16 protein-coding genes are annotated in these 21,816 nt (G+C 42.3%); 10 read left to right on the top strand and 6 right to left on the bottom strand.

Annotation, left to right across the window (positions count from 1 at the left end; genetic code table 11):
• Positions 1 to 37: 37 nt before the first annotated feature.
• The 3 genes from fldA to ACY3ZI_RS06900 all read left to right on the top strand — a co-directional run bounded on the left by fldA (position 38) and on the right by ACY3ZI_RS06900 (position 2,194).
• On the top strand, positions 38 to 565 hold the full coding sequence (fldA, locus tag ACY3ZI_RS06910) for a flavodoxin FldA (RefSeq protein WP_036951795.1): 528 nt from the start codon (positions 38 to 40) through the stop codon (positions 563 to 565).
• Between the two features lie 229 nt (positions 566 to 794).
• Positions 795 to 1,241, top strand: coding sequence for a ferric iron uptake transcriptional regulator (gene fur, locus ACY3ZI_RS06905; RefSeq protein ID WP_036951797.1), 447 nt, complete (start codon positions 795 to 797; stop codon positions 1,239 to 1,241).
• Between the two features lie 431 nt (positions 1,242 to 1,672).
• Positions 1,673 to 2,194 (top strand): bactofilin family protein, encoded by a 522-nt coding sequence (locus tag ACY3ZI_RS06900; protein WP_230082503.1) that lies wholly within the window; start codon positions 1,673 to 1,675, stop codon positions 2,192 to 2,194.
• A gap of 176 nt (positions 2,195 to 2,370) precedes the next feature.
• On the opposite strand, the gene ansB is transcribed toward ACY3ZI_RS06900, so the two are convergent.
• The gene (gene ansB, locus ACY3ZI_RS06895; RefSeq protein WP_487376698.1) at positions 2,371 to 3,414 is read right to left on the bottom strand and encodes an L-asparaginase 2; all 1,044 of its coding nucleotides are present in this window, start codon (positions 3,412 to 3,414) and stop codon (positions 2,371 to 2,373) included.
• 235 nt (positions 3,415 to 3,649) lie between these two features.
• On the opposite strand from ansB, the gene ycaO reads away from it, so the two are divergent.
• The 6 genes from ycaO (at position 3,650) to ACY3ZI_RS06865 (ending at position 12,180) form a co-directional block, all read left to right on the top strand.
• Entirely contained in the window at positions 3,650 to 5,404 is a 1,755-nt protein-coding gene (ycaO, locus tag ACY3ZI_RS06890; RefSeq protein ID WP_108478917.1) for a 30S ribosomal protein S12 methylthiotransferase accessory factor YcaO, read from the top strand.
• Between the two features lie 373 nt (positions 5,405 to 5,777).
• Entirely contained in the window at positions 5,778 to 6,635 is an 858-nt protein-coding gene (gene focA / locus ACY3ZI_RS06885; RefSeq protein WP_487376696.1) for a formate transporter FocA, read from the top strand.
• Between the two features lie 88 nt (positions 6,636 to 6,723).
• Positions 6,724 to 9,006, top strand: a complete 2,283-nt coding sequence (pflB, locus tag ACY3ZI_RS06880) for a formate C-acetyltransferase (protein WP_211885036.1) — start codon at positions 6,724 to 6,726, stop codon at positions 9,004 to 9,006.
• A gap of 112 nt (positions 9,007 to 9,118) precedes the next feature.
• The gene (gene pflA / locus ACY3ZI_RS06875; RefSeq protein WP_036951813.1) at positions 9,119 to 9,913 is read left to right on the top strand and encodes a pyruvate formate lyase 1-activating protein; all 795 of its coding nucleotides are present in this window, start codon (positions 9,119 to 9,121) and stop codon (positions 9,911 to 9,913) included.
• Between the two features lie 205 nt (positions 9,914 to 10,118).
• On the top strand, positions 10,119 to 10,970 hold the full coding sequence (locus ACY3ZI_RS06870; RefSeq protein ID WP_211885035.1) for a BPSS1780 family membrane protein: 852 nt from the start codon (positions 10,119 to 10,121) through the stop codon (positions 10,968 to 10,970).
• A 259-nt stretch (positions 10,971 to 11,229) separates the two neighbouring features.
• Positions 11,230 to 12,180: an Rpn family recombination-promoting nuclease/putative transposase gene (locus ACY3ZI_RS06865; protein ID WP_211885033.1), complete on the top strand. Its 951-nt coding sequence runs from the start codon at positions 11,230 to 11,232 to the stop codon at positions 12,178 to 12,180.
• A 78-nt stretch (positions 12,181 to 12,258) separates the two neighbouring features.
• Here ACY3ZI_RS06865 and serS read toward each other — a convergent pair whose 3' ends face one another.
• The 5 genes from serS to lrp all read right to left on the bottom strand — a co-directional run bounded on the left by serS (position 12,259) and on the right by lrp (position 20,226).
• Positions 12,259 to 13,551 carry a serine--tRNA ligase gene (serS, locus tag ACY3ZI_RS06860; RefSeq protein ID WP_132494457.1) on the bottom strand — a complete coding sequence of 431 codons (1,293 nt, stop codon included), beginning with the start codon at positions 13,549 to 13,551 and terminating at the stop codon, positions 12,259 to 12,261.
• Positions 13,552 to 13,656: 105 nt separating this feature from the next.
• The gene (locus ACY3ZI_RS06855; RefSeq protein WP_036951822.1) at positions 13,657 to 15,000 is read right to left on the bottom strand and encodes a replication-associated recombination protein A; all 1,344 of its coding nucleotides are present in this window, start codon (positions 14,998 to 15,000) and stop codon (positions 13,657 to 13,659) included.
• 24 nt (positions 15,001 to 15,024) lie between these two features.
• Positions 15,025 to 15,645, bottom strand: a complete 621-nt coding sequence (lolA, locus tag ACY3ZI_RS06850) for an outer membrane lipoprotein periplasmic chaperone LolA (RefSeq protein WP_211885031.1) — start codon at positions 15,643 to 15,645, stop codon at positions 15,025 to 15,027.
• An 86-nt stretch (positions 15,646 to 15,731) separates the two neighbouring features.
• Complete coding sequence (locus ACY3ZI_RS06845) at positions 15,732 to 19,319, bottom strand: DNA translocase FtsK 4TM domain-containing protein (RefSeq protein WP_487376692.1); 3,588 nt, start codon at positions 19,317 to 19,319, stop codon at positions 15,732 to 15,734.
• 412 nt (positions 19,320 to 19,731) lie between these two features.
• A complete protein-coding gene (gene lrp / locus ACY3ZI_RS06840) occupies positions 19,732 to 20,226 on the bottom strand; it encodes a leucine-responsive transcriptional regulator Lrp (protein WP_004918089.1) in 495 nt (164 codons plus the stop codon).
• Positions 20,227 to 20,779: 553 nt separating this feature from the next.
• Between lrp and trxB the strand changes: the two genes are divergently transcribed.
• Complete coding sequence (gene trxB, locus ACY3ZI_RS06835; RefSeq protein WP_211885029.1) at positions 20,780 to 21,742, top strand: thioredoxin-disulfide reductase; 963 nt, start codon at positions 20,780 to 20,782, stop codon at positions 21,740 to 21,742.
• Positions 21,743 to 21,816 lie beyond the last annotated feature (74 nt).

Below are 21,816 nucleotides of genomic sequence, written 5' to 3'. Positions count from 1 at the left end.
ATACTCTCTACTAGAAAAACAAGAGGTTAATCACTTTATGGCAGTTATAGGCATTTTCTTCGGAAGTGACACAGGTAACACAGAAAATATTGCCAAAATGATCCAAGAAAGATTAGGCAAAGATGTTGCAGAAGTTCACGATATTGCTAAATGCAGCAAAGAAGATATCGAAGCGTTTGATATCCTACTTCTTGGCATCCCTACGTGGTACTACGGTGAAGCTCAGTGTGATTGGGATGATTTCTTCCCAACATTGGAAGAAATTGATTTTGACGGCAAGCTTGTCGCACTGTTTGGTTGTGGAGACCAAGAAGACTACGCAGAATATTTCTGTGATGCGATGGGAACTATCCGTGACATCATTGAGCCGCGTGGTGCAGTGATCGTCGGTCATTGGCCAACTGAAGGCTACCACTTTGAAGTTTCTAAAGGTATGGCGGACGATAACCACTTTATCGGTCTTGCTATCGATGAAGATCGTCAACCAGAACTGACCGAAGAGCGTGTTGACGCTTGGGTTAAACAAATCTCTGAAGAGATGTCTCTGGCTGAAATCCTTGGCTAATAATGACATAGATTGTCAATTAAAAGCGGGAGCCATTCGATATGATGGATTAATCCCTCTATCTAATGAACTCGCTTTTAAGAACGAATCAAAATAATGAGACAATGCATGGTTTCTATTTTTATTTTCCATGCCTATAATTGTAAATCAGTTTAGAAGACAACTGGATTTTTGTTAAAAACGTCTCATTATTGTTAAATTTATGATTTAAAATACAGGACAAGCCCGCATGACAGACAATAATAAAGCATTGAAAAATGCAGGACTCAAAGTCACTCTTCCAAGATTAAAGATTTTGGAAGTACTTCAGGAGCCTGAGTGCCATCACGTCAGTGCGGAAGATCTCTACAAAAAGCTGATTGATATTGGTGAAGAAATCGGGTTAGCCACTGTTTACCGCGTATTAAACCAATTTGATGATGCTGGTATTGTGACTCGTCACAATTTCGAAGGTGGAAAATCCGTATTTGAATTAACTCAGCAACACCACCATGACCACTTGATCTGTTTAGATTGTGGCAAGGTTATCGAATTCACTGACGAATCAATTGAAAAGCGTCAGCATGACATCGCTGCTCGTCACGGTATCAAACTCTCTAACCACAGTTTATATTTGTACGGTCACTGTGCTGAAGGCGATTGTCGTGAAAATAGTGCTGCGCACGAAGCTAAATAATGACTTAATCAGGCGCGAATAACTAAAAGCGCGCTTTATTTAATGAATCATTTAATGTTAATTATACCCACTTAATGTTTATTAGTGGGTATTTTTATTTGAACATACTTAACATTTCCCTATTTCTGCTCTTTAGCTGAAAATTAGCGACTATTTTTTAAAAATACATAGCTTTATTTCTTCAGATAAAACCAAAATCATCCTCTATTCTTTAATTTGTTATGTGCTATTTTAATTTATACTAATTATCAAATTTGTGTGTAAGAGATTAAGGAATGAAGAAAACATATCTGTTTTTGAACATAAGTTTTTTCTTCTGGTTTCTTACTTTGATAGCGTGGTTTTTTAGATATACCATCGTGGCATCCGTTGCCTTTATATCTTCGATCATTTGTTTAGTTTTATACTTCAATTACAAAAAGGTTAGTCGCATGTTCAATAAAAAACAAAGCAAACCAGAACCCACTCCCACTATCAATAAAGAAGAAATCATGCAGCAAATTGCTGAGGAAAAAATGCAAGTATCGTCACCAATGATCAGCGAAGAAAAAACCAATACTATCATCGCCAAAGATGTTGTATTTGAAGGCAATATTACCTCCAATGAACAGGTTCATATCTATGGCACAGTCATTGGCAACATTGCTGGTAAAAATAATACCGTTAAAATCATGCAAAATGGTCAAGTTACCGGCAATATCACCAGCAATGAGTTGTGGGTAAACGGTAAAGTGGAAGGGGAATGTATTTCAGAAACCATTAGTATTGATACTAATGGTGAAATCTACGGCACGATTCGCTATTCAAATTTATCCATCAAAAAAGGCGGAATTTTTTCTGGTTTAGCAGAAGTCAAATCTGCGGTTAAATCAGAAGGTAATGTTGCCGTATTTAAAGAAAAATCCAAACAAGGAAAACCAGAAGCTCAAACACCTGACGTGGGTTCTTTATAATTAAATTTGTTAAATAGATGATATAGAATTGCTCGATAATAACTGATTTACCTTATTTATAGGTATTTATTGTCGAGTTATTTTGATTATACAAATTAACTCATCCCCAAAAGAACACGGCTTATACGTAATAAAAATAGAATAAAGGCGACATCTCTGCCGCCTATTATTAAATATTAATATTGTTCAAACATCTCTTGGATTTTTTTCGGATCTTTCGTTTGTGTTAATGCTAATTGCAGTAATACACGAGATTTTTGTGGATTCAATCTTTCAGATGCTACAAACCCATATTCATTATCATTCACTTCTGCGTTTCGCGTTGTATAGCCCGTCGGTACACGGCTAGAACGCACCACGACAACATCATCTTTCGCTGCATTGGCTAATGCATCAAAAATAGTTTTGTACATATTCCCGTTACCAACACCAGCACTCACAATACCTTTAGCGCCTTCTTCGCGCAGTGCTTTTACTGGTGCTGAAGATGCATTCGCATAGTTATAGACAATACCCACTTCCGGTAATTTATCTAACTTACTGACATCAAAAACAGGTTTATCACCACGAGGCTGAGGTGCTTGATAATAGGTGACTTTACCATCATGAATATAACCTTCTGCCCCCGCATTCACGGCATCAAAGGCTTGAACTTCTGTTGTGCTCATTTTCATGACATTGCGACCTTGGATCACTTTGTCATTCATCGCCATCAGCACGCCACGCTCTCCTGCAGATTTATCAGATGCTAATACGACAGCATTGTATAGGTTCAATGGACCGTCAGCGCCCAAAGCCGTGGAAGGACGCATTGCCCCCACCATCACAATCGGTTTTTTGCAGGCAGTAGTTAAATCAAGGAAAAAGGCTGTTTCCTCCATGGTGTCAGTACCATGAGTGATCACAAAGCCATCAGTTTTATTACAATCTTGATTAATTTTTTTGGCGAGAGTTAACCAAACTTGGTCATTCATATCTTGAGAACCGATATTCACCAGCTGCTCACCACTCAGGTTAGCAATTTTTTTAGTCTCTGGTACTGCATTGAGTAAAGAGTCAATTCCTACTTTCCCTGCTTGGTAGCTTGAACCTGTTGCAGATTCGCCACCACCCGCAATGGTTCCACCCGTTGCCAACACCGTAATATTCGGTTGTGCGAATGCGGATGCAGCAAACAGTGAAACCAGTGTGGCTAACAGCGCTTTATTTCGGTTTTTCATCCTATTTTCCTTTAACTAAAATTAACGAGCATAATATTAAAAATAAACTCACGTTATTATGTGGATTTAATCTGAGAGTTTTGTGATCGACTTTGTCATTTTAGTAAATTTTAATTTTTTGCTATTTTTCTGTCTTGAATAAAAAGCGTGAGCTCAACATAAAAAGCGTGAGCCCTAGGCAAAAAGTCCGTATCATAGCCGCTATCTGAAACAAGCCATTTACAAGTGACTGACAATGAGCCAAACATTTATTCCCGGCAAAGATGCCGCACTCGAAGACTCCATTGATGCATTCCAAACCAAACTGAAAAATTTAGGATTCGATATCGAAGAAGCCTCTTGGCTGAATCCGGTTCCAAATGTTTGGTCCGTTCATATTCGTGACAAAGAGTGCCCGCTGTGCTTTACCAACGGTAAAGGCGCAAGTAAAAAAGCGGCTTTAGCCTCTGCTCTCGGTGAATATTTTGAGCGTTTATCCACCAACTATTTCTTCGCAGATTTCTATTTAGGTAAATCCATCGCTGAGGGGGATTTCGTTCATTATCCTAATGAGAAATGGTTCCCGTTAACTGAAGATGATAGCCTGCCAGCCGGTTTGCTGGATGAGCGCTTGGTTGCTTTCTATGATCCTGACAATGCACTCGCAGGAAGCCAGCTGATTGACCTGCAATCAGGTAATGAAGAACGCGGTATTTGTGCCCTGCCATTTACACGTCAATCTGATAACAGCACCGTCTATATTCCAATGAATATCGTCGGCAACTTGTATGTGTCTAATGGAATGTCAGCCGGAAACACCGCAAACGAAGCCCGTGTACAAGGGTTATCCGAAGTGTTCGAGCGCTTTGTTAAAAATAAAATTATTGCCGAAAGCATTAGTTTACCAACGATCCCTACCGATGTGATGGCTCGCTACCCTGGTGTAGTCGCAGCGATTGAAACACTGGAAAACGAAGGCTTCCCTATCTTCTGTTACGACGCCTCTTTGGGTGGACAATTCCCAGTCATCTGCGTGGTGCTGTTTAACCCACAGAACGGGACTTGTTTTGCCTCTTTCGGCGCGCACCCTGATTTTGGTGTTGCCTTAGAGCGTACAGTCACTGAATTACTGCAAGGTCGTGGACTGAAAGATTTGGACGTGTTTAACGCCCCAACCTTTGATGATGAAGAAGTTGGTGAGCACACAAACTTAGAAACTCACTTTATCGATTCTAGCGGTTTAATTAGCTGGGATATGTTTAAAGACGATGCAGATTATCCATTCGCAGACTGGAGCTTTAAAGGCACCACGACAGAAGAATTTGCAACGTTAATGGCAATCTTCAACAAACTTGACGCAGAAGTGTATATCGCTGATTACAGTCATTTAGGTGTGTATGCCTGCCGTATTTTAGTACCAGGTATGTCAGATATCTATCCTGTAGAAGATTTACATATTGCCAACAATGCAATGGGTGCTTACCTGCGCGACACCATTATGTCCCTCCCTGATAGTCAGTGGGAAAAAGAAGATTATCTTGCTCTCATTGAACAGTTAGATGATGACGGATTAGATGACTTTACCCGTGTGCGAGAACTATTAGGTTTGGCTGTTGGTAAAGACAATGGCTGGAGCAATCTACGTATTGGCGAATTGAAATCAATGTTAGCCTTAGCGGGTGGCGATCTTGAACAAGCACTGGCTTGGGTTGAATGGACACAAGACTTCAATAGCTCCGTCTTCACGCCAGAACGCGCTAACTACTACCGCTGCTTGCATACTTTGCTGCTGCTTTCCCAAGAAGAAGAGAGAGAGCCTGCTCAGTATTATCAAGCATTTGTCCGTATGTATGGTCAAGAGGCGGTAGATGCGGCGTCAGCAGCAATTGCGGGTGAATCAAGCTTCTACGGATTATGGTCTATTGATGAAGAGCTCAAAGCATTACCCGCTCATCAAGGGCTTTTAGCAGCTTACGAAAAGCTACAAAAAGCTAAGCGTGCTAATGCTTAATAAGAAAGCCCTCCACTAAATCCATAGGTTTGTTGGGGGTTTAAGGTGATTTGAGATAAAAGCCTCTGGGCTTTTATCTTTACTTAAGCAATATTTAATTTCAATCACATAATAATTATCGAGATTCATTAACAATCATCTGTAACATTTTACTTATCGAGAGCGTTTTGAGCTGTTTTATAAAATTTTTTTATAAAATTTAAAAAATATTTTTTACATTGAAATCAAATAATTAGATGAAATTTTGACGTTTTTTGCACTGTTTTCACCCCGTTCTCTCAACACTTCATGATCCACATCAAATTTATCGTCACACCCGTTTGTTACTATAATTGCGTGCTATAATTAATCAACTTTGTAAGAGAGTGTTAGTATGAAAGCTGACAACCCTTTTAATTTATTATCTCCTGCTGTCATGGCGCAAGTTGCTGATGATGCAGGTGTTTATAAAACGAACAAACACCCAGCAATTACCTACTTGTCAGCATTCACTGCTGGTATCTTTATCTCTATCGCTTTCGTTTTCTATATTACTGCAACGACAGGTGCAGCAAGTGCTCCTTACGGTTTTACTAAACTGATTGGCGGTATCTGCTTCTCCCTTGGACTAATGTTAGTTGTTGTATGCGGTGCTGACTTATTTACATCCACTGTTCTGACCATCGTATCTAAAGCAACGGGCAAAATTACTTGGGGAAAAATGTTCCTCAATTGGTTCAACGTTTATATTGGCAACTTAATTGGCGCACTGTTTTTTGTCGCTATTATTTGGTTTGCAGGCCAATATGCTGCGGCGAATGGGCAATGGGGGTTAAACGTTCTCCAAACGGCTAACTACAAATTGCACCATACTTTTGTTGAAGCTGTCTTTTTAGGTATTTTAGCTAACTTAATGGTTTGCTTAGCAGTTTGGATGAGCTATGCCGGTCGTAGCCTAACTGACAAACTGGTAGTATTAGTTCTACCAATCGCAATGTTTGTCGCTAGTGGCTTTGAACATAGTATTGCAAATATGTTTATGATCCCTCTAGCTATCATGATTAAAGAATTCGCCCCTGTTGAATTTTGGTCAAATATCAACATGGCACCAGAACAATTTTCTAACTTAACAGTTGGAAACTTTATTACCGAAAATTTAATACCAGTAACTATCGGAAATATTATTGGCGGCGCTGTGTTAGTCGGCCTCGTTTACTGGTTAATGCATCTACGTAATAGCGAAAAACATTAATCGAAATTGGTTAATATGTTCGGTATTACAAGTACACAAAGATTTATTAAGATCCCTCAAAGATCCATTGTTAAAAGGTAAAAGTATCATGTCCGAATTAAATGAAAAATTCGCTTTAGCATGGCAAGGTTTTAGCCAAGGTGACTGGCAGAATAACGTCAACGTCCGTGACTTTATTCAGAAAAACTATACTCCGTATGAAGGTGATGAATCTTTCTTAGCAGGCTCTACTCCAGCGACTGATAAGCTGTGGGAAAAAGTCATGGAAGGGATCAAAATCGAAAACCGCACTCACGCGCCAGTTGATTTTGATACAGACGTTGCGTCAACAATCACTTCCCATGATGCGGGTTACATTAGCAAAGACTTAGAAACTGTCGTTGGTTTACAAACTGACGCACCTCTGAAACGTGGTCTTATCCCGTTCGGTGGTATCAAAATGGTTGAAGGTTCATGTAAAGCTTACGATCGTACTTTAGATCCTAGCCTGAAAAAAATCTTCACAGAATACCGTAAAACCCATAACCAAGGTGTTTTCGATGTTTATACTCCAGACATCTTAAAATGCCGTAAATCCGGTATCTTAACCGGTTTACCAGATGCTTATGGTCGTGGTCGTATCATCGGTGACTACCGTCGCGTTGCGCTGTACGGTATTGATTTCCTGATGAAAGACAAGTTCAACCAATTCACCTCTCTGCAAGAAAGATTAGAGAAAGGTGAAGACCTGCAAATGACTATCCAACTGCGCGAAGAAATTGCTGAACAGCACCGTGCACTGGGTCAAATCAAAGAGATGGCTGCTAAATATGGCTACGACATCTCCGGTCCTGCAACTAACGCACAAGAAGCTGTTCAATGGACTTACTTCGGTTACTTAGCCGCTGTTAAATCTCAAAACGGTGCAGCGATGTCATTTGGTCGTGTATCTACGTTCTTAGACGTGTACATCCAACGTGACTTAGAAGCAGGTAAAATCACAGAAGAACAAGCGCAAGAACTGATTGACCATTTAGTCATGAAACTGCGTATGGTTCGTTTCTTACGTACTCCTGAATACGATGAGCTGTTCTCTGGTGACCCAATCTGGGCAACAGAATCACTGGCTGGTATGGGTCTTGATGGCCGTACTATGGTGACTAAAAACACTTTCCGTTTCCTGAACACACTGTATACCATGGGCCCATCTCCAGAGCCTAACATGACTATCCTGTGGTCAGAGAAACTGCCAATGAACTTCAAAAAGTTCGCAGCAAAAGTGTCTATCGATACTTCATCTGTACAGTATGAAAACGATGACTTAATGCGTCCTGACTTCAACAATGATGACTACGCAATCGCATGTTGCGTGAGCCCAATGATTGTTGGTAAACAAATGCAGTTCTTCGGTGCTCGTGCAAACTTAGCGAAAACTATGCTGTACACCATCAACGGTGGTGTGGACGAAAAACTGAAAATGCAAGTCGGTCCTAAACATGCTCCAATCATGGACGAAGTTCTTGATTTCGATACCGTGATGGACAAAATGGACCACTTTATGGATTGGTTAGCAACTCAGTACGTCACTGCGCTGAACTGCATCCACTTCATGCACGATAAATACAGCTATGAAGCAGCACTGATGGCACTTCATGACCGTGATGTTTACCGTACAATGGCATGTGGTATCGCAGGTCTATCTGTTGCAGCTGACTCACTGTCTGCTATCAAATACGCAAAAGTTAAACCAATTCGTGACGAAGATGGTATTGCTATCGACTTCGAAATCGAAGGTGAATACCCACAATTTGGTAACAACGACCCACGTGTTGATGATATCGCTTGTGACTTAGTAGAACGTTTCATGAAGAAAATCCAGAAACTGCCTACTTACCGTAACGCGGTTCCAACTCAGTCAGTTCTGACCATCACTTCTAACGTTGTGTATGGTAAGAAAACAGGTAACACCCCTGATGGTCGTCGTGCTGGCGCTCCATTCGGACCAGGCGCTAACCCAATGCACGGCCGTGACCAAAAAGGTGCGGTTGCATCACTGACTTCAGTGGCTAAACTGCCGTTTGCTTACGCGAAAGATGGTATTTCTTATACCTTCTCTATCGTTCCAAATGCATTAGGTAAAGACGACGAAGTGCGTAAAACTAACTTAGCGGGTCTGATGGATGGTTACTTCCACCATGAATCCTCTATCGAGGGTGGTCAGCACTTAAACGTGAACGTTATGAACCGCGAAATGCTGTTAGACGCAATGGAAAACCCGGAGAAATATCCGCAGCTGACTATCCGTGTATCAGGATATGCAGTGCGCTTTAACTCTCTGACTAAAGAACAGCAGCAAGACGTTATTACTCGTACTTTCACCAGTACTCTGTAAGACTTTGCTAAGATTCTATAACGTAAAATAAATAAAAGGCCCCTCCCATTGGGGCCTTTCTATCTTAGTCAAAGATAACAAATTATAATTCTACATTCTGTGAGTTCCTGCTATGTCAACAACGCAAAAGACTATTCCAACGACTGAAATTTCGACCACCTCGCCACCTGCGACGTTTGGGCGAATTCACTCCTTCGAATCCTGTGGTACCGTCGACGGACCAGGGATCCGCTTTATTGTCTTCTTTCAAGGCTGCCTAATGCGCTGCCTGTATTGCCATAATCGTGATACATGGGATACCCATACCGGTAACATGGTCACTGTTGATGAGTTAATGAAAGAAGCCGTCACTTATCGCCATTTTATGAACGCTACAGGTGGTGGTGTAACCGCATCTGGTGGTGAAGCTATTTTACAGGCTGATTTTGTCCGTGATTGGTTCCGCGCTTGTAAAAAAGAAAACATCCATACCTGTTTAGACACTAATGGATTTGTTCGTCGTTATGACCCCGTCATTGATGAGCTGATGGAAGTCACTGATCTTGTCATGCTTGACTTAAAACAGCTTAATGATGAGATCCACCAAAAACTCGTGGGTGTTTCCAATCATCGCACCTTAGAATTTGCTCGCTACCTCGCTAAGCGCAATCAAAAAACCTGGATCCGCTATGTCGTTGTCCCAGGCTGGAGTGACGATGACCACTCTGTCCATATGCTCGGTGAGTTTGTGAAAGATATGGATAATATCGAGAAAATTGAGCTGCTCCCTTACCATGAGCTGGGTAAACACAAATGGGAAACCATGGGTGAAGAATACAAACTTGATGGCGTGAGACCACCGTCAAAAGAAGTGATGGAAAGAGTAAAAAGCATCCTCGAAAGCTACGGCAAAAAAGTCATGTACTAATTTAAAATGGGGCTTCCTTCGGGGAGCCTCTTTATTATCCCTTCTTCTACACTACCCCACCTATTTCCTCGTAACCAGATTACTCTGCTTTGATAATGTTGAGTTTTTAGGCATAATCCCCAAGTTAAATTTAATTTATAAATCAATAGCAGCATAACACTATAATAAACATTGCTAATTCATCACTACCAATAGGTCATTTACCATGAATAATGAACACGATCATGTCGATAACGACATATCACCTGTAGCGCCAGCACCTGAAACACCATCACTTCAAGAGCCCGTTGATAGCTTTGTATTTACGCCTGAACCTCGCGCCGTTCAAGCAGGAGAAGGCGTTGAATGGATCAGCCAAGCGTGGGCGCTGGTCAAAGAAAAATTAGGCATGTGGATCCTGATTAACGTTGTCTTTTTCCTGATTATCTTCGCCATGGCTTTTCTACCCATTGTCAGCATGTTTGTGAGTTTTGTTACTCCCGTTTTCGTCGGGGGGATCATTGCGATTTGTGAAAACCAACGCAAAACTGGCGAAGCGGATATTGGTTTACTTTTCTCTGGGTTCCAAAAGAAATTTGGTGAGCTATTTGCCATCGGCGCCATAAACTTTGCTGCCAATATGGTCGGAATGTTAATTGCATTTCTGATTGCTGGTTCGGCCATTTTTAGCTTAGTGATGCAAGCTGACCAATACGATGGTATTTCAGATGCAGCCTTATTTGCATCAACTGGAACATTTGTTTTTGCGGGCATTGTCATGGCATTAGCTAGCTTATTTGGCACTGCACTAACATGGTTTGCTCCCGCTCTTATCATGAATCATGATTTCAAAATTGGCACATCCATCTCCGCCAGCTTACAAGCAGTGAAGAAAAACCTATTACCTGGTTTCTTATTCTTCCTGATTGCCATGGTGCTAATGTTTGTCTCCATTATCCCATTCGGCTTAGGATTATTTATCTCGATGCCAATTATGTACGCAACTTACTACAGTACGTACCGCAGTATCTTTTTTACCGAGTCTAAACAGTCACAAACCAGTTCATTGATTGTGTAATTAAAGCGGACGAAGCTCACTAATTTCTTTGGAAGTTTTGCACTGAGCTCATCAACATTGACTGAAATTATCTCCTGACACCTCAGCGTTAAGTTACAACGATGAGGTGTTTTTTAATTACTAAAATCAGTAAATAAAATCATTTATAACAACAAGTTAGTCCGTCAAGCTATTATCCAGAATTAGGACTAACTTTTTTCCGCTTCTTAAAAAATATTGGTTAGTATTTCGTCGTCAACCGCTCGGGATAAGGATCGATATGTCTATTCACTTAGTTTCTAAACCCCATGATTCTGCATTCAAAGGCTTTATGACTAAGCTTGGTAATGCAAGGGATTTCTTCGAGGCACATTTACCAAGTCGTATTACACAATACTGTAATTTCGATACTTTAATACTAACGAGTGCTTCATTTATAGATAAAACGCTGCGTTCTCGCTTGTCTGATTTGCTCTATAGAGTCGAAACAAAACAAGGTTCGGGTTACTTCTATCTATTAGTTGAGCACCAATCGACTCCAGATAAATTAATGGGCTGGCGCTTAATGCATTACGCGTTCTCCGCAATGAATCAACATCTACAACAGGGTCATCATGCTTTACCCCTTATCGTCCCTATTCAGTTTTATCATGGTGATCCGTCGCCTTACCCTTATTCACGCTCATGGACAGACTGCTTTCAGTGGTCAGATTTAGCCCATGACCTTTATTGTAATCCCCTACCACTAATTGACGTAAATGCTGTCAGCGATGATGAAATTCTTACCCACCGGAAGGTGGCTGCAATGGAGTTAGCGTTCAAGTATTCAATCCGACAGGGTGACATTGTTCTGCTATCTAAACGCTTAGCACATGTGATTAAAGAAAATGAAAATCATCGAGATGATGTGATTCTAATTATTAACTATCTATTTAGTGTGATGGATTCCACTGATTACACTCAAATAGTACAGGCTTTAATCAATCAAACTGAAAAATATGAGGAAACTATTATGAATATTGCACAGAGACTCAGGGATGAAGGAATGCAAAAAGGTATAGAACAAGGCATAGAGCAAGGTATAGAGCAGGCGAGAAAAGAAGAAATTATTAACACTCGTCAGCGCATGAGGTCACTGGTCATAACGAGTTTAAGCCTGGGGCTCAGTATTGATGTTATTAGCCAAATCTCGGGATTGTCCCATTCAGAAATTCAAGTGTTGAGCTTGTGACTTAACCACTTATTTTTACAATAAAAAAGCTGAGCCCAGTCTAAAACCAAGCTCAGCCTTCAACATCAAACATATCAATTAGCCGATATATTCTAAGCCTTTCATATATGGACGTAAGACTGCTGGTACTTCAATGCGTCCATCCGCTTGCTGATAGTTTTCTAACACAGCAACCAGAGTACGACCCACCGCTAAACCAGAACCATTCAATGTATGAACCAGTTGGGTTTTCTTGTCACTCTTACCACGGAAACGCGCTTGCATACGGCGAGCTTGGAAGTCCCACATGTTTGAGCAAGAAGAAATCTCACGGTATGTATTTTGCGCTGGCAGCCAAACTTCTAAATCGTAAGTTTTGCGTGAACCAAAGCCAATATCCCCAGTACACAGCAGCACTTTACGGTATGGCAGCTCCAGTAATTGCAGAACTTTTTCCGCGTGACCTGTTAACTCTTCCAGTGCTGCCATTGATTTCTCAGGGTGCACGATTTGCACTAATTCAACTTTATCAAATTGGTGCATACGGATAAGGCCACGAGTATCACGACCATAAGAGCCCGCTTCTGAACGGAAACATGGTGTATGAGCCGTCATTTTCAGAGGAAGTGAATCTTCATCTAAAATTTCATCACGCACTAAGTTAGTTACTGGTACTTCCGCGGTTGGGATCAGTGCATAAGTGCTGCTATCCGCTTCTTCTTCCAACGGTTTAGTGTGGAATAAATCTTCACCAAATTTTGGCAGCTGACCAGTACCATACAACGTGTCATGGTTGACTAAATAAGGAACATACAACTCTTGATAGCCATGCTGTTCAGTGTGTAAATCCAGCATAAATTGCGCTAATGCACGGTGCATACGCGCGATTTGACCTTTCATCACAACAAAACGAGCACCTGTCAATTTCACTGCCGCTGGAAAATCTAAACCACCAGCCAGTTCACCTAAGCTCACATGATCTTTGACTTCAAAATCATATTGGCGAGGTTGCCCCCAACGAGTGATTTCTAAGTTTTCTGAGTCATCTTTACCGTCAGGCACTTCATCATCAGGAATATTCGGGATACTTAATGCAATATCACGGATTTCTTGTTGCAGCTTATCTAACTCTGCTTTAGCAGCATCCAATTTTTCGCCTAATTGGTTCACTTCCAGACGCAATGGCTCAATGTCTTCACCACGCGCTTTCGCTGCACCAATAGTTTTCGATCGCGAGTTACGGTCTGCTTGCAGGGTTTCAGTTTCAACTTGTAAAACTTTGCGGCGTTCTTCTAATTCACGCAGCTTTTCCACATCAAGGGTAAAACCCCTGCGAGCCAGTTTTGTAGCAACCGCGTCTAGCTCCGTACGCAGTAAATTTGGATCGAGCATGCTTATCCTGTGATTTTGTTAGTCAATTGTGAGAGCGAATATAACGCGCTCCGGCGTTATATTTAGAATATTTTATTGCTTTATAACCTTACCGCATTGACCCGATTAGCGATAGCGTTTTGTTGTGCTAATTTGATCTTGTTGGGCTAACCAGTCGAGTTTTTCAGCAATTTTGCCTTCTAGCCCGCGTGCCGTTGGGTAATAGTATTGCGTCGCTTTCATCGGTTCAGGGAAATAGTTTTCACCCGCCGCATAAGCATTAGGTTCATCGTGAGCATAACGATACTCTTTACCGACACCTAACTCTTTCATTAATTTGGTAGGGGCATTTCTTAAATGTTCAGGAACATCATAATCTGGCTGCATTTGAGCATCTTTAATTGCGGCTTTATATGCAGTGTAAACGGCATTACTTTTCGGTGCGCATGCAAGATAAACAATGGCTTGAGCAATCGCTCGCTCCCCTTCCGCCGGGCCTACACGAGTAAAACAATCCCATGCTGAAATCGCCACTTGCATAGCTCGAGGGTCGGCATTCCCGACATCTTCAGAGGCAATCGCTAATAAACGACGAGCCACATATAGAGGATCACCGCCCGCGGTAATAATCCGAGCATACCAATAAAGCGCAGCATCGGGAGCTGAACCACGAACTGATTTATGCAACGCAGAAATCAAATCATAGTAACGGTCACCCTTATTATCGAAACGCGCTGCGCGTTCACCACTCACTTCTTTGAGCAACTCGGCAGTTAACACTCGTTGACCTTGGTTATCCGCCTCCGCCATATCCGACATCATTTCCAGCAGATTCAATGAGCGCCTTGCATCCCCATTAACCAAGTCAGCGATCATTTTTCGGGTACTATCTGGAAGAACGATATTTTGTCCACCTAAACCCCGGGTGCTATCGCCCAATGCCTGTAACAGCACTTCTTCAATTTCACTACTTTCTAAGGATTTTAATAGATAGACTCTTGCGCGAGAAAGCAGTGCCGAGTTGAGTTCGAATGATGGGTTTTCGGTAGTCGCACCAATAAAAGTGATGGTACCGTCTTCAATATGAGGTAAAAAAGCATCTTGCTGGCTTTTATTAAAGCGGTGAACTTCATCCACAAACAAAATGGTTCTTCGCCCTGCACTGCGATTTTGGCGCGCTTTTTCGATAGATTCACGGATCTCTTTGATCCCTGAAGTTACCGCAGAAATACGCTCGATATCCGCTTGTGCATAGTGACCAATAATTTCAGCCAACGTAGTTTTCCCCGTTCCCGGAGGTCCCCACAAGATCATTGAGTGTAAATGACCCGCCTTAATCGCACGTGGTAATGGTTTACCTTCGGCAAGTAAATGTGTTTGACCAATATATTGCTCAAGCGTTTCTGGCCGCATACGCGCAGCCAGAGGTTGGAATTCATTTTGTGAAAAATCGAGAGATAAGTTACCCACGAGACCCTCTTTACTCCCTAGATATTAGTGAGCGCGAGAACGCTGGTCATCCAATGTGACCCCTTTTGGTACTGTAAATTTGAATTTACTTGGGTCAACTGGGCCATTTTTTTGCTGTTTTAATTGATAGGCGCTGGTTTGTCCGTCTTGTTCAACCGCAGCAAATTTCTCAATCGTCCCTTTTGGGTTAACCGTAATAGAGAAACTTTTTAATGTCCCGTTAGATTGTTTTGGTTTCAGATCAAACGTATTGCCTTGTTGGACAATAGAATACTGTTTCCAATCCTGCGGATTGTTGCGAGTTAATAGCAGGAATGGCGTATCTTGGGTAGCATCAGCTAAGTTTGTCACCGTCACTTGCTCAACAAATGGGTTGTAAAACCACAGGTTTTTACCGTCTGATACCAGAACACTTTCATCCGGCGAAGTCATATTCCAGTTAAATAAGTTAGGTCGTTCAATCCACAAGTCACCGACACCCTCTTGGATAAGATCACCTTCAGGGCTAGTTACTTTCTGAGAAAAGCTCGCTTGGAAGCTATTCACTTTACTCAGACGATCTTGAAGGTCTTGACTCGCATCTGCCAATACTTGACCTACGTTTAAACTCAGGGCTAATGCACCTAACAACATCATTTTTTTCATCGAGAAAAGACCTTAAAATTAATACCACAAGGGGCGTATGTCTTTATACACCCCTTGAATTAAACCAGCAATTATCACATGAAATATTAATATCCCATTGATGGCGGGGCTAATACTTCTCGGTTTCCATTATGCCCCGGTTCACTGACAATCCCTTGGTCTTCCATTTGCTCAACAATCCGAGCTGCGCGGTTGTAACCGATACGGAATTGACGTTGTACACCGGAGATGGATACCCTTTGTTTTTCAACAACAAATTCGACAGCTTGATCAAATAACGGGTCGAGATCCTCATCACCATTATCTGAACTTCCACCGCCTTCACTATCATCGCTACATGTCGTGATGCTATCAATATATTGCGGTTTCCCGCGTGCTTTCCAATCATTTACGACAGCGTGAACTTCTTGGTCACGGACAAATGCACCGTGAACACGCACTGGAATCGATGAGTTTGGTGGCAGATACAACATATCCCCCATACCCAGCAGTGATTCAGCACCACCTTGGTCAAGAATAGTGCGCGAGTCAATCTTACTCGATACCGTAAAGGCAATACGCGTTGGAATATTGGCTTTAATTAACCCAGTAATGATGTCAACCGATGGACGTTGGGTCGCTAAAACGAGGTGGATACCGGCTGCACGCGCTTTTTGTGCTAAACGAGCAATCAACTCTTCCACTTTCTTCCCTGCGGTCATCATTAAGTCCGCAAATTCGTCCACCATCACCACGATATAAGGTTCTTTTTTCAGCATTGGATGTTCCATATCCATACTGTCGCCAGGCTTCCAGAATGGATCTGGGATTGGGCGATTCATATCCGCTGCCGCTTTAATTTTGTCGTTGTAACCCGCGAGATTACGTACGCCTAATGCTGACATCAGTTTATAACGGCGTTCCATTTCATTGACACACCAGCGCAGCGCATTTGCCGCATCTTTCATGTCAGTAACGACTTCAGTTAACAGGTGCGGGATCCCTTCATAGATAGAAAGTTCCAGCATTTTCGGGTCTATCATAATAAAGCGAACATCTTCAGGCTTCGCTTTATATAAGATACTCAGGATCATCGCATTGACCCCAACCGATTTACCGGATCCCGTTGTACCCGCCACTAATAAGTGCGGCATTTTTGCCAAATCGGCAACAACTGGATCACCTTCGATATCTTTCCCTAAAACAATCGTCAGCGGCGATGGATTTTTTCTAAAATCATCACAGTCTAAAACTTCACTCAAATAAACGGTTTGACGTTTTTCATTCGGTAACTCTAAACCAACATAGGGTTTACCTGGAATCACCTCAACAACACGAACCGCTGTTGTCGACAATGAACGCGCAAGATCTCGGGATAACGTGGAAATTCGAGCTGCTTTCACTCCCGGCGCAAGATCCAACTCAAAACGGGTGATTACGGGACCTGGAGAGAAGCCAACCACTTCAGCTTTAACCCGATAATCGTTCAAGCGTGCTTCAATTAACCTTGCGGTTTGCTCTAATTTGAACATATCCACTGGCTCTTCTTGCTCTGGTGGACTCGCCAGTAGGTCAAGCGACGGCATTGGCGTCGTTGGTTTCGGTAACGGTTGGTCGTTACGTACTAAGAATGGGTGGAATAAACTATCCTGCTGTGGCTGCTGTGGCTGCTGTGGCTGCCCCGCAGGATGAGCAACAAATTCATTTCCATTATTTGCCGGTGTTATTGGCTGTTCTTGCGTTATCGAATGTGCTTGCACTGGCGGTTCGGTAAATGACGGCATAAACAGCGGCGCTGCAGGTTCATCATCGACTAAATCATCCACCGGCGAGAAACGCTCAAATGCCGATAATGGCGTACTTAAATCAATTTTAGGTTCAAAATCATCCAGATCATTATCCTGCTCATGCTCATCATCAGCATGGGCAGTAAAGCGATGGATATCTGAAGGTGAAGTTGGCTCTATTTGCTTTGTAGGCTCAAAAGCTGGCGTAAATGCTGGAGCAGAAGCCCAACGATGTTCAATTTCTGGCTGAGTAAACGTACTCGCAGGCATATAATCTTGATGAGTTTCTGGCTCTGGCGCAATATCTGAAGCGGCAACAGAATCAACCGCAGGCTGGTTAACCTGGAATGCAGCGTCAAACTCCTGCATATCCGTATCTGGCTCGCCGTAGCGTTGACGTTGCTGCTCTAAGAATTGAACGCGCAACAACCTTTCTTGCTCTAGCTCATCATTAGTTTTCACTTCATTTTCAGGTTCTTCAGTCGCAGACCATTGCTGATATACCTGCTCACGCTGAGATGCCTCTTCTTGACGACGTTGAAGCTCTGCATCACGCTGAGATGGAATACGAATACCATACAGCTCACGGCGAGTCGGTAAACGAACTGGATTTGGACGAGGTAATTCTGGTTCCAGATTCTTTTTCACTTGCGCGTGGCGTTCCATCGCTGCAATCGAAATACCCGCAGCTGCTAGTGCCGCAGGATCAGCAACACGGCTAGTTACCGAAGATTCACTCTCATCAGGGCTTCCCATATCAATGGTTGGCTCTAAAGGTGTAAACTGTGGCGATGTAAATACTGGGGCTGTAGGCTTAGACTCAAAAACAGGTTCCGGAGCAAAAACGGGCTCAGGCGTAAATGTTGGTTCTTGAGGCATAACAGGCGCAGGAGAAGATGCCTGAGTCGGTGCCACTTGAGGCTGATAATCATCAGGCACTTCAAAATGGTAAGTTTGCGGCTCTTTGGTCGCGGAAAATGTCGGTAAAGCTGTATTTTCTGCTGGTTGAGCAATAAAGGTAGGCTGCTCTGCCAAAGAAGCGCTTGGCTGGGCTTGCTCAATAATGGATTGCGGCGCAGCCGTTAATAGAGGATCCGCCATAACCTGTGGCTCAGTCGCAAGCTGCACATCCTCAGAAACGAGCTCAGAGACTGTTGGGGCGGAAAACAGAACATCATCCGCATCAAATTGTTGGTTTTCATCATTTGCTTGATGTTCAGCGATTTGAGCACGCTGTAGCGCCTCTTCCGTCTCTTCAACATCATAATCGTAGTCATCAAGTTCATCACCACGGGCACGGTTTGTTAGCAATGTGATAGGAAGTAATATCCCTGCCCCTATTTTTTCTGCGATCGTCAGCCAAGACCAACCCGTGAATAGGGTGAAACTGATTGCCCAGAGGAATAACAGCGCTAAGGTAGCGCCCAATGAGTTAAACCACGGCATAATTGCATTACTGAATACACTACCAATGACCCCGCCAGAGGCGAAGTTGGGTAAATCATCAAAGTTGAGCGCGGCTAAACCACAAGATGAAAGGATCAGCGCTAACCCGCCAATGAGGCGTAAAGAGAGCGAGAAAAAGTCAATATAGCGGCGTTGGCTTTCATAGTGATAAATTGCCCAACACCCGAGTAACAATAATGGCGGGATCGCAAACGCGAGAATACCAAATGCAGAAAACAGGATATCCGCACTCCATGAGCCAATACTTCCCCCTAAATTTTTAACGGGGGCATCCCAGTTAGTTTGCGACCAACTCGGGTCAGAAGGATTAAAACTCCATAGCGCGACCATAAGAAAAATCGCACAGAGGCAGATTGCCAACAAAATCACCTCTAATAGCCGTCTACCGCTACTGAGCTTTTTAAATTTGATGTACTTATCTTCGGTATATTCTTGGCTCATTATTGTTTCTTTACTGACTGATGTTCTTGCTTAATACGTGATTATCCTATGATTATTCTAACACTAATCCCCTAAACGCGCCTGCATTAAGACGATTAAGACAAATTATCACACCATAGAGACCATAAGACTCAGTATTTCATCTTACGAATAGGGTTTCAAACTCTATTTAAGGTCAAAATTCTTAATTGTTTATAGCTTTAAAATCAATAAATTGAAATGAAAATTTCTGACTAATTTTGAGTCTATCGCGGACAGTGACAAGAGAATGTTCGAAAAAGAACCATTGGGAGAATTAAAGAGAAAAATTATGGCGCTTAAAAACGGAACAACGCTGAGTAAACCCAGCGTTGAAACAGCAGTGCGACAACAATGCAGATTGCTGTGCAGGAATGATGAACACAAAGTGCAATTAGCGAGTTTTAATCACTAAACGGTTGCTTTGTTTCACTTCTTCCATAACTACGTAGGTACGAGTGTCATTTACACCCGGAAGGCGTAATAACGTTTCACCTAGCAGTTTACGATATGCGGACATATCTGGCACACGCGTTTTCAACAGATAGTCAAAGTCACCGGAAACGAGGTGACACTCTTGAATTTCTTCAAGTTTTTGAACTGCTGTGTTGAATTGTTCGAACACATCTGGCGCGCCACGGTTTAAAGTGATTTCAACGAAAACCAGCAGCGATGCATCTAAATAATGTGGATTCAACAGTGCGGTATAACCAGAAATGAAACCCTGTCTTTCAAGACGACGAACACGCTCTAAACATGGCGTTGGAGATAAACCAACACGCTTAGATAGTTCAACGTTAGAGATACGCCCGTCTTTTTGCAATTCGTTCAGTATATTCCTGTCAATACGGTCAAGGTCTTTGCCAGGACGCTTTTTATTGTCAATCATCTCTTATCTCTCTTTCTTTAATTGTTATTTTCTACATCTTATAAAACGGCACCATCTATACGTCAGTCTTCCTAAGCGGACTAGCGGGCGTGGAACCTATTCTATTCGTCATAACTGAAGTTCTCGTAAACCGAAACATATTTACTTTTGGAGCGGCTTACAATCGTCGCGACATTGCTTGAATGTGTGACGTAAAGTTAATTTTCCAGTAAGAACAAAAATGCGCCATTTCCATTGACCTGCTAGATAATTAACTCTTAGATAGATGTTTTCGCAAATGCGCAGCCGATTGTCAAAGTAAATGAATAAAAATCAGTACAAGATTTCGGTTTTTTTTTCAGTAAAACGTTTCGCAGACGCAATTCAAGATAATTCCTAAAATTACCGTTTCGTGATTAAAGCACTTTCCCTCTCATTATTTAACTCTTAATTGGTATTGCCTATCAGAATGATTTGTACCCTTCCGATGAATGAATGGTTAAATCACTTTTGTTACCCCCCTATTTCTCCTACAATCGTCCTTATGCTTTTTTGAGACTAAAAAGAGGAATTCATGAGCACAACCACACATCGCAAGTTAATCATTTTAGGTTCAGGCCCTGCCGGTTATACCGCAGCCGTTTACGCAGCTCGCGCAAATTTACACCCTGCACTGATTACTGGGGTGGAAAAAGGCGGTCAATTAACCACAACCACGGAAGTTGAAAACTGGCCGGGTGATCCTGAAGGCTTAACCGGTCCAGGACTCATGGAACGCATGCATACTCATGCGGAAAAATTCGAAACTGAAATCATCAACGACCACATTACAAAAGTGGATTTTCAGCAGCGCCCTTTCCGCCTGTTTGGTGATGATACAGAATATACGTGTGACGCATTGATCATTGCGACAGGCGCATCTGCTCGTTACATCGGTCTGCCATCAGAAGAAGCATTTAAAGGTCGCGGGGTTTCTGCTTGTGCAACTTGTGACGGTTTCTTCTATCGTAACCAAAAAGTTGCGGTTGTCGGTGGTGGTAATACTGCCGTTGAAGAAGCACTGTATCTTTCTAATATCGCGTCTGAAGTACATTTAATTCACCGTCGCGATAGCTTTAGAGCGGAAAAAATTCTGGTTAATCGTCTGATGGATAAAGTTGAAAATGGGAACATCGTTCTACATACCGACAATACATTAGACGAAGTTCTGGGTGATGATATGGGCGTTACAGGCGTTCGTTTACGTTGCACCAAAACCAATAAAACGGAAGATGTTGCTGTCATGGGCGCCTTTATTGCTATCGGTCATAGCCCTAACACCGCAATTTTTGACGGTCAATTAGCCTTAAATAATGGCTATATTAAAGTGCAATCCGGCACCAACGGTAACGCAACTCAAACATCCGTTGAAGGAATTTTTGCTGCTGGCGATGTTATGGATCACATCTACCGCCAAGCAATTACTTCAGCCGGTACTGGCTGCATGGCAGCATTAGATGCGGAACGTTACCTAGACGGGTTAGCAGACAAGAAATAATTTTTTAATCTAAAAATAGAAGCCCCATTTTTGCGTTGTCGTTCATTAAGTTCGCAGCGAAATAGAATGGGGCT

The sequence above is a fragment of the Providencia sp. LY12 genome, from assembly GCF_057621555.1.
The sequence above is the reverse complement of the archived record's forward strand: the minus strand, read 5'-3'. Positions and strand labels throughout refer to the sequence as shown.

What these genes read in the sequence shown, in the direction of transcription:
- fur (WP_036951797.1), top strand. Translation starts at nt 795, where the DNA reads ATGACAGACAATAATAAAGCATTGAAAAATGCAGGACTCAAAGTCACT.
- fldA (WP_036951795.1), top strand. Translation starts at nt 38, where the DNA reads ATGGCAGTTATAGGCATTTTCTTCGGAAGTGACACAGGTAACACAGAA.
- ACY3ZI_RS06900 (WP_230082503.1), top strand. Translation starts at nt 1,673, where the DNA reads ATGTTCAATAAAAAACAAAGCAAACCAGAACCCACTCCCACTATCAAT.
- lolA (WP_211885031.1), bottom strand. Translation starts at nt 15,645, where the DNA reads ATGAAAAAAATGATGTTGTTAGGTGCATTAGCCCTGAGTTTAAACGTA.
- ansB (WP_487376698.1), bottom strand. Translation starts at nt 3,414, where the DNA reads ATGAAAAACCGAAATAAAGCGCTGTTAGCCACACTGGTTTCACTGTTT.
- trxB (WP_211885029.1), top strand. Translation starts at nt 20,780, where the DNA reads ATGAGCACAACCACACATCGCAAGTTAATCATTTTAGGTTCAGGCCCT.
- ACY3ZI_RS06870 (WP_211885035.1), top strand. Translation starts at nt 10,119, where the DNA reads ATGAATAATGAACACGATCATGTCGATAACGACATATCACCTGTAGCG.
- serS (WP_132494457.1), bottom strand. Translation starts at nt 13,551, where the DNA reads ATGCTCGATCCAAATTTACTGCGTACGGAGCTAGACGCGGTTGCTACA.
- ACY3ZI_RS06865 (WP_211885033.1), top strand. Translation starts at nt 11,230, where the DNA reads ATGTCTATTCACTTAGTTTCTAAACCCCATGATTCTGCATTCAAAGGC.
- focA (WP_487376696.1), top strand. Translation starts at nt 5,778, where the DNA reads ATGAAAGCTGACAACCCTTTTAATTTATTATCTCCTGCTGTCATGGCG.
- ycaO (WP_108478917.1), top strand. Translation starts at nt 3,650, where the DNA reads ATGAGCCAAACATTTATTCCCGGCAAAGATGCCGCACTCGAAGACTCC.
- pflA (WP_036951813.1), top strand. Translation starts at nt 9,119, where the DNA reads ATGTCAACAACGCAAAAGACTATTCCAACGACTGAAATTTCGACCACC.
- lrp (WP_004918089.1), bottom strand. Translation starts at nt 20,226, where the DNA reads ATGATTGACAATAAAAAGCGTCCTGGCAAAGACCTTGACCGTATTGAC.
- ACY3ZI_RS06845 (WP_487376692.1), bottom strand. Translation starts at nt 19,319, where the DNA reads ATGAGCCAAGAATATACCGAAGATAAGTACATCAAATTTAAAAAGCTC.
- pflB (WP_211885036.1), top strand. Translation starts at nt 6,724, where the DNA reads ATGTCCGAATTAAATGAAAAATTCGCTTTAGCATGGCAAGGTTTTAGC.